Raw genomic sequence first — 8324 nt, forward strand, 5'->3', positions numbered from 1 at the left:
AGATAGGATTTGTTCACCAGCCACAAGAGGTAAAACAACATTTGTACATCCTTGATACACGGGCTTTATCACAAAATAACTCATTACGCCTGCAACAAGCATTGCAAGGATAGTAATGCCAATAATGAGTTTTTTCCATTTCAATAAAACATTAATGTAATCTCTTAATTCAACCTCTTCTTCCATAATTCCTCCTAATGCGTTATATTAACAACAACTTCTTTATATGACAGCCAATTGCCAAATTTATTTTCCATAAATTTAGGTGCCATTGCATATATTCTAATCCTATATTCTCCGATTTCCAAATCCGCCGGCAGTCGGTACCGGTACGAAAACACATCCTTTGCTAATCCTGATGCAATGGTAATCGTTTCACCTTTCAAAGGAATCAGTACCATATTATAATATTCAATATTATCGATGTTAGAAGAAAACCATTTAATTTCATATGCGGTCCCTACTTTGATATCTTCTTTTGCCCGTGGGTTAGCAATAGTAATAATGGGGGCAAATTTTTCATACTCAGTTTGTGCCTCTTTCAAGTTAGGATTATACTGCAGAGCATAAAATAAATTATGCACTGCCTCAGGCAGCTTTCCTTCATCTTTATAAATCACGCCAAGCCGATAATATGCATAAGCATTTTTGCTGTTGTATTTAATTGCCAATTCATAATTCTCTATTGCCTTTTCTATATCATTAAACTCTTCATACAGGCCGCCAAACCCTAAATATACATCTGCGTTTTTAGGATCCAATTCTAACGCTTTTTCAAATTGTATTTTGGACATAATCGTGTCCTGTCTCAGGTTAAGGTATGCAAACCCCAGTGATGCATGCCCACCAGCGTCCATTGGATTTAACTCCACCGCCTTTGTAAATTCGTCTATTGCTTTTTCATTATTCATTTGAAGGTAAAGTCTTGCAAGTTCAAAATGATACAAGAAAAACTCAGGGCAACGCTTTATCGCAGCATTATACTCATTAATTGCCTCGTTAACAAACTGGGTTGGATCCGGAGCAGACGGAATAAGCATCTCAAAATTAAAATGCGCAAGGTCATAGTGGTATTCAGCAGTAAGCGGGTCCAAAGCAATAGATGATTTATATTGGTTAATTGTTTCCTGCCAGGATATTTTTCCTGTGCTCGCCTTTGCGTTAGAATTTCCCCGTGCGGCAATAAACGGAAAAAGAAAAAGCAAAAACAAAACAACAGTTACTATCACTAAAGCGGTAACTTTTTTACCATCATTTGATTTTACTTTATACGATTTTACTTCTCTAAGATTCTTTTGTTTGTTTACCTTTGCCAGTATTGGGCACTTAAAAACAAAATATTCTTTTTTTCCTTGAGAAACAAGCAGCCCAAATCCAAAGAAAAAGAGAAGCGACATAAACATCAAGGACCAATCAAAATCCACAAATGCATGCAACAAAATCCCAGCTAACCCCGCATACAGCCCAACAAGCAAAATATTATAATTGCGTTTCAAAACAAGAAATCCTTTTTTGAACAAACTGAAAAGCATATAAACAAAAGCGACAGCTCCTGCAATCCCTAATTCATCCAACACCTGAAAGAAAATGCTGTGAGGAAATTTGGAAAAGAAATAAATTGAGCGGTATTTTGCATACACATATTGATATGTCCCGTTGCCCGTGCCAAAAACCGGGTAGTCCTTTAAAATGTTCAAACTATCTTTTACCATCGTTTCTCTTGCGCCAAGAGACAGATTTTGTGCTCCACCAAGAAAAGCAAAAAGCTCTTTTAACCTGTTAATAACACTCTGAAGCAGAGGCAAAATCAGATCTTTCTTAAAAATAGCGAAAACAGCAAACACTCCTATCAGTACAACCAGGTACATCAGACCCTGTTTTCTATCCTTGCCTTTAGCGAGAATAAAGTAAAGAACCAGTACGGCAAAAAATGCAATAATGCCACCACGCGACCCCGTAAGAAGAAGGGCAAAGAGGAATAGTAAAGTAAAAATACCGTATATGATTTTTAAAAAGTATCTTTTATAATGCACAAAATAAGAAAAAGAAATAAAAATAGGAAGGATAAGGAATGCTGCAAATGTATTTGCATACTGCAAAGTAGAGGAAATTCTTGCTCCCTGGGTAAAGCCTCTTGTTGAAAAAAAATCAAAAAAAGCACCGGTCAAATGGAACTTATACCCAAAATAAGCAAAAATCCCAAGCAAAGCAAGAATTAAAGCAAGCACAAGAACACTATTCAATACAAAATCCATATCCTTGTGCGTAGTTACACTGTTAAGAATGATGTAAAAGAGCACAACATAAATCAACACTTTATAAAATTCTGTAAGCGTTGCATGAAAATACACGGTAAAAAATAGAGACAAAAACGCTACTGCAAGGAAGATAAAAAGCCCCCTGTCAGCACCACTTTTTACAATATTTTCTTTATTAACAATCTTCAGATAAAAAAACAGGAAAATTGCAGGAAGAGACAAGAGAAATGTACCATAAGCCTCCCAGGTAAAATAGCCACCCTGAAAAAGGCCAGAAAAGAAAACAGGAACAAGAGTAAAGATAATGAGTAAAAACTTTAAATTTACTTTCCTCTTACTTACCTCTCGCATTTTTTTCTTTTTCATCTGTCAAATTATAATTACTTTTTTTAAAATTCAAAAACCCGACTTTGCGCTTTTTCTTGTCATTACGCTCTTTTCCTCTGTCACCACGGGTCTTTGCGAGGACTTCGTAGAAGTCCGCGGCAATCTCCTCTTTTGTCTTTTGTCTTTATATGTTTTTGCTTTTAAAAAGGAGTCTTGAGGGAAATGTGTTCCCTCAAATAGAAGTTAGAGAGGAATTCGTCCCCCCAAATAAAGCAACTATTACTCTTCAACCGTGTGCACAGCAGTAATTTTAAAGCTGATATACACACTTGAGCCTCTATTTATTTCAAGCTCCTCAAGAGATTGCTTTGTAATGAGCGCTGCGACAGTAAAACCCACATCAACAAAAACCCTTGCAAGCGGTCCTTTAAAAGAGATGCTCTTCACAATGCCCTTAAAATTGTTCCTTGCACTTGTCCTTGTCAGCCGTTTTTTCAGTAAAATGTTCTCTGGCCTTATAAAAACCTTTAATTTAGCCCCCTGCTTGTAATTTCCAAGAGCAAAAATATTCAACCCGTTCACTTTGACCGCAGTAATCCCCTTGTCCTGCGCATCAGCTAATCCATCATATATATTTGTCTCTCCAAAAAATGTTGCAACGGTTTTTGAATTAGGTTTATAAAAAATTTCGTTAGGCGTATCGATCTGTAAAATTCGCCCGTTTTCCATCAAAGCAATCCTGTCACCTACAAGATGCGCCTCTTCAATATTGTGCGTAACAAATATAGCAGATTTATTCAGCTTTTTTAACGTATTCTTTATCTCAATGCTTACCCTTTCCCTTTCTTTCGGAGAAAGCGCGGATGTAGGTTCATCCAGAAACACTATTTTAGGATTTGTAATCAGCGTGCGAGCAAGAGCAACCTTCTGCTGTTCTCCCCCACTCAGCGTTTTGGGAAATCTATCCAGAAAATTATCCAATTTAAACAGGCGAACAAGTTTTTTAAATTCCCTATCAAGATTGGGAATCACCTGGAAGCGTGCCCCGTAAAGTATATTTTCTTTTACGCTAAGATGCGGAAATAATGAAAGGCCCTGAAAAATAAAACCAATATTTCTCTCGTTAGCTGCCTTATTTGCAATATCTTCTCCAAAAAGGCCAATCCTCCCTGAAACAACAGGCAAAAACCCTGCGATAGTTTCAAGAAGCTTTGTTTTCCCGGCACCATTTTCCCCGAGAACGACAAGTATCTCGTTGTCATAAACTGAAAAAGAAACATCTTTTATTTTAAATGCGCTAATCTCCGCATTAACATTTTGCAGCACAAGGACATCATTTATGCTGTTCACTTTTTCCTCCGCACCAGGAATCTAACGGTCAGAAATATGGAAAGGCAAATTACAAGAAGTATCGCAGCAATAGCGCTGGACACGGCAAGATTGTACTGAGTAAAAGCATCGTATATTTTCACCGGCGCTGTCATAGGATAGTATGCAATAATGATTACCGCGCCAAACTCCGAAATCGCTCTTGCCCAGGTAAGCAAAAATCCAGATAAAACTTCATCCCGTGAAAGAGGCAAATATATGTATCTGAACGTAGAAAAAAGCGAAGCACCCAGAGAACGCGATGCCTTTTCAAGAGAAATATCAACCTTTTTAAAACCGTCCCTTGCAGAATCCACAATATAAGGGAGAGATACAAAAAGCATTGCCAGAACAATAGCAATACGCGTACCGGTAATTCTGAACCCAAATCCATTGTAAAAAAAAGCGCCAAGCAGACCTTGCCTTCCAAATATAAAAAGCAGCGCAATACCTGCAACCGTATGAGGCACTGCAAGAGGGAGATCCACTATTGTTTCCACCGCCTCTTCAATCTTTCCAAAACGTTTCTTTGCCATAAGAAATGCAAGTGGCACACCAAAGATAATGGCAATAAATGCAGTGACAAAAGAAAGGAAAACACTATTCCAGATAGGCACAAGTACTGTTTTGTCTTTCAATTCCTGCAAGATAACGCTGGGAGAATGCGCAAAAATAAGCCGCCCAAGAGGCAAAACAATAAATAAAAGAAGTATCCCTCCTAATACAAAAAAAGATATGTATGTAAGTTTTTCTCTACCTTTCATTCCTCAAAATATTTTCTCAAAGCTTCCGGCAGTTCATTGACAGGCACATTTGTTTTAAACAGCACAAATGGCTGTCCGTTTTGCGCAAAGATTTCTTTACCTTTTTCGCTCAAAAGATAATCAACAAACTCAATGGCAAGCTCTTTATTCAAAGCATTCTTCGGAATAGTAACGCCATAACAGATAGGCGCACCCTTCACAACTTTGCCATCTTTCATCGTAAATGTCGCTTGCCCGTAAAAATCAGCATACTCAACGCTGCCAAAACTCAGCTGGTCCGGAAGCTCCATATACTCCAAGCCATTCTGCACAGCAACTGACAGATATTCAAATGCATAATCCAATTCGCCCGATTGAAGCTGTGCAACCAGTTCCACCGCCTTTGGCCTTATGTTTCGCATAGGACATGACGCCACAATTTTATTCTCCAGACCTTCATCTTCATAATAAATACTTGCAAGTTTAAACATCAACCGCGTTCTATAACCACACGGATCAGCATCCGGGTCAGAATATCCGAATTCTACACCATCTCTTCTAATAACATCATACCAGTTGTCTTCGTTTATCTCCTCTTTAAACCTGCTGTTGTTCGTATAGGCAATAACAAGCTTATTGCTTGCAAATTGAATATACCAATCAGCATAATCCGGAATAAGATACTGAGGAATTAGTGAATAATCCGCAACCGCAACGACATCAATCAATTTATGAAGTTCACAGACATTCTTAACAACCGTTACGCTGCCATGCGATTCATCTTCAACCGTAATATCTATACCTTTTTCTTGAACAAACGAATCTTCCGTTTCTCTAATAGGTTGCGCAAGACTTCCTGCATGACTCACCGACAATTTAAGACTTTTACTCTCTCGTTCGTTACATCCCGTAAGTAAAGTAATCAAAATACATACTCCCATAAAAACTGTTAAAACCTTTTTCATCACTTCCTCCTTTGCAATTGGCAGGCTTAACCGTTTCCAGTTATACCCTCTCGGCATAGGGGCATGGGACTACCGTTAGCCCATTATGCTCGGATTAATTCAATTGTAAAATAAATCAATAAAATGTCAACACATAACATAAAAGTGTCACACTGGTGCCAGTGTGACACTCCGAGGAATTTTATAAATTTTTATCATTACATCTTTGTAAAATGTCAGAATACGTATAAAATGAGTTGGAGGTAAAAATGGAAAAAACAAGCGGAGAATTAAAAATGGAATGGGCATTGCAAAATATGCCTATCATAAAAAGCATTGAAAAAAGATTTATAAAAGAAAAACCATTCAAAGGAGTAAACATTGCAATAGCACTGCATCTTGAAGCAAAAACTGCAAACCTTGCACATCTCTTCTACAAAGGCGGCGCAAATGTCGCTATCACGGGCTCAAATCCCCTTACAACGCAGGATGACGTAGCAGAAGCACTTGCCAAAAAACATGTAAAAGTATTTGCAAAATATGGCGTAACAGAAAAAGAATACTGGGAAAATTACAACAAAGTAGCAGATACCAAACCAAACATCATTGTTGATGACGGTGGAGATTTTATTGCACTCGTCCACACAAAAAGAAAAGAACTTCTCAAATATGTATGGGGAGCCTGTGAAGAAACAACAACCGGCGTGATAAGGGACAAAGCACTTGCAAATGAAGGAAAGCTCAAATTCCCTGTAATCGCTGTCAACAACGGCCAGTGCAAATACCTCTTTGACAACCGCTACGGCACAGGCCAATCCTCCTGGGACGGTATCATCCGTACAACAAATATCACAGTAGCAGGTAAAAATGTAGTTGTAGCAGGATACGGCTGGGTAGGTAAAGGTGTCGCAATGCGCGCAAAAGGACTGGGAGGAAGAGTGTTTATCGCAGAAGTAGACCCGATTAAAGCAGTAGAAGCATACATGGACGGATTTACCGTACTTCCAATGAAAGAAGCAGCGCCAATAGGCGATATATTCGTCACAACCACAGGAGACACAAATGTCATTGACTTGCGCCACTTTGCACTGCTAAAAGACGGAGCAATCCTTTCAAATGCCGGACACTTTGATGTAGAAATCAGGATGAAGGAACTCGAAGAATTTGCCACGAAAAAACGTACAGTAAGAACAAATATAGCAGAGTATACATTGCCAAACAAAAAAAAGATCTATGTACTTGGCGAAGGAAGACTTGTAAATCTCGCCTGCGCAGATGGACACCCAATAGAGATAATGGATTTGTCGTTTGCTCTTCAGGCACTTTCAGCGGAATATTTGATGAAAAATAGAAAAAAACTTGGCAAAAAAGTGTACGACGTCCCTGAAGAAATTGATATCAAAACCGCAGAAACAATGCTTCAATCTTATGGTATAAAGATCGATAAACTTACAAAAAAACAGATAAATTATTTAACAAAATCGCATTAAAAAAAGGAGGAATCTATGTCATTTGTAATAACAGTTTATGTGCCTTCGGGCATCGTTATGGCATCGGATAGCAGACAGAGCGTTACAATCCAGAAAAAAGATAACGCCACAGAAAAAAAATTCCCTGTGGTCCAGACTGTAAGCTCGGATTTTGTCTATAAAACACACCTACTGCCAGTACAACAGGTAGGAATAAGTATATTTGGCGAATCCATACTCGGGAAAATTACCGCTGAATCACACCTTAAAACATTTGAAGAAGAAAATTTAACAGAACAAGACAATGCAGAAACAATTTCACAAAAACTTTTAGACTTTTTCAAAAAAAAATTCCCGGAGGCAAACACATCTTTTCATATTGCAGGATATAGAAAGAAGGACAAAATAAGTGTTCCATATGTATATCACTGCAATATCAAGCGCAACGAACTAAAACGGCTTAACATTTCCGCCGACCAAAAAACAGTGCTTTACGGCACAAGCTGGGGAGGAGAAGGAGACGTTATTTCAGAAATACTTCAACCCGCATGGATGAAAATAGCCGACGGATCCCTTAAGCAAATATCCAAGCCTCCTATCATCTGGGATGCAATGCCACTGCAAGATGCAATTGATTTTTCAATATTTGCAGTAAAAACAACAATTGACACAATTCGTTTCCAAGCACGACCAAAAACTGTCGGCGGCCCAATAGACGTACTGATTCTCACCCCTGAAGGAACGCAGTGGATAAAGAAAAAAGAACTACACGGTTAAAACTTACTACAAACTGTGTCCAGATACGATGCACAGTAAATCGATAATGGAGGATGTAAATGAGTGGAACAATCTTAGTAGGTGCGCAATGGGGCGACGAAGGTAAAGGAAAAATTATTGATTACCTTGCACAAAATGTAGACATCGTTGTACGCTTTAACGGCGGAGGAAACGCAGGACACACGATACTGTACAAAGGAAAAGAAATGAAAATGCACTACATCCCTTCCGGAGTATTTAATAAAAAGCAGTGCATACTTGGAAACGGTGTTGTAATAAACCCCGAGGAACTGTTAAAAGAAATAGCAACAATAAAAAAAATTGGCATAAAACCATTACTTCAAATCAGCAAAAGAGCGCAGGTAATCCTGTCACATCACATCGAATTTGACAGAGCAAACGGAAAAAAAATCGGCACAACAGGAAAAGGAATAGGGC

At 38.4% G+C, this 8324-nt stretch carries 8 protein-coding genes and 1 riboswitch; of the genes, 3 read left to right on the plus strand and 5 right to left on the minus strand.

Features of this window, described 5'->3' with window-relative positions; translation table 11 throughout:
* The 5 genes from U9Q18_04190 to U9Q18_04210 all read right to left on the minus strand — a co-directional run.
* Nucleotides 1-186 (minus strand): Wzz/FepE/Etk N-terminal domain-containing protein (locus U9Q18_04190; protein ID MEA3313556.1); only part of this gene is annotated, 186 nt, incomplete at its 3' end.
* A gap of 8 nt (nucleotides 187-194) precedes the next feature.
* Nucleotides 195-2624, minus strand: coding sequence for a tetratricopeptide repeat protein (locus tag U9Q18_04195; GenBank protein MEA3313557.1), 2430 nt, complete (start codon nucleotides 2622-2624; stop codon nucleotides 195-197).
* Between the two features lie 240 nt (nucleotides 2625-2864).
* A complete protein-coding gene (locus U9Q18_04200; GenBank protein ID MEA3313558.1) occupies nucleotides 2865-3935 on the minus strand; it encodes an ABC transporter ATP-binding protein in 1071 nt (356 codons plus the stop codon).
* Nucleotides 3932-4717 carry an ABC transporter permease gene (locus tag U9Q18_04205; protein MEA3313559.1) on the minus strand — a complete coding sequence of 262 codons (786 nt, stop codon included), beginning with the start codon at nucleotides 4715-4717 and terminating at the stop codon, nucleotides 3932-3934. Before U9Q18_04205 ends, U9Q18_04200 begins: the two co-directional genes overlap by 4 nt.
* Nucleotides 4714-5661 (minus strand): substrate-binding domain-containing protein, encoded by a 948-nt coding sequence (locus U9Q18_04210; protein ID MEA3313560.1) that lies wholly within the window; start codon nucleotides 5659-5661, stop codon nucleotides 4714-4716. The genes U9Q18_04205 and U9Q18_04210 overlap by 4 nt, the downstream gene beginning before the upstream one ends.
* Nucleotides 5653-5768, minus strand: a riboswitch (molybdenum cofactor riboswitch). It overlaps the preceding gene by 9 nt.
* 141 nt (nucleotides 5769-5909) lie before the next feature.
* Between U9Q18_04210 and U9Q18_04215 the strand changes: the two genes are divergently transcribed.
* The 3 genes from U9Q18_04215 to U9Q18_04225 all read left to right on the plus strand — a co-directional run.
* Nucleotides 5910-7130, plus strand: a complete 1221-nt coding sequence (locus U9Q18_04215) for an adenosylhomocysteinase (protein MEA3313561.1) — start codon at nucleotides 5910-5912, stop codon at nucleotides 7128-7130.
* Nucleotides 7131-7145: 15 nt separating this feature from the next.
* The gene (locus tag U9Q18_04220) at nucleotides 7146-7886 is read left to right on the plus strand and encodes a hypothetical protein (protein ID MEA3313562.1); all 741 of its coding nucleotides are present in this window, start codon (nucleotides 7146-7148) and stop codon (nucleotides 7884-7886) included.
* A 59-nt stretch (nucleotides 7887-7945) separates the two neighbouring features.
* Nucleotides 7946-8324 (plus strand): adenylosuccinate synthetase (locus tag U9Q18_04225; GenBank protein ID MEA3313563.1); only part of this gene is annotated, 379 nt, incomplete at its 3' end.

The organism is Caldisericota bacterium (assembly GCA_034717215.1).
Taxonomy (GTDB): Bacteria; Caldisericota; Caldisericia; order Caldisericales; family Caldisericaceae; genus UBA646.

What these genes read in the sequence shown, in the direction of transcription:
- U9Q18_04195 (MEA3313557.1), bottom strand. Translation starts at nt 2,624, where the DNA reads ATGAAAAAGAAAAAAATGCGAGAGGTAAGTAAGAGGAAAGTAAATTTA.
- U9Q18_04205 (MEA3313559.1), bottom strand. Translation starts at nt 4,717, where the DNA reads ATGAAAGGTAGAGAAAAACTTACATACATATCTTTTTTTGTATTAGGA.
- U9Q18_04210 (MEA3313560.1), bottom strand. Translation starts at nt 5,661, where the DNA reads ATGAAAAAGGTTTTAACAGTTTTTATGGGAGTATGTATTTTGATTACT.
- U9Q18_04215 (MEA3313561.1), top strand. Translation starts at nt 5,910, where the DNA reads ATGGAAAAAACAAGCGGAGAATTAAAAATGGAATGGGCATTGCAAAAT.
- U9Q18_04220 (MEA3313562.1), top strand. Translation starts at nt 7,146, where the DNA reads ATGTCATTTGTAATAACAGTTTATGTGCCTTCGGGCATCGTTATGGCA.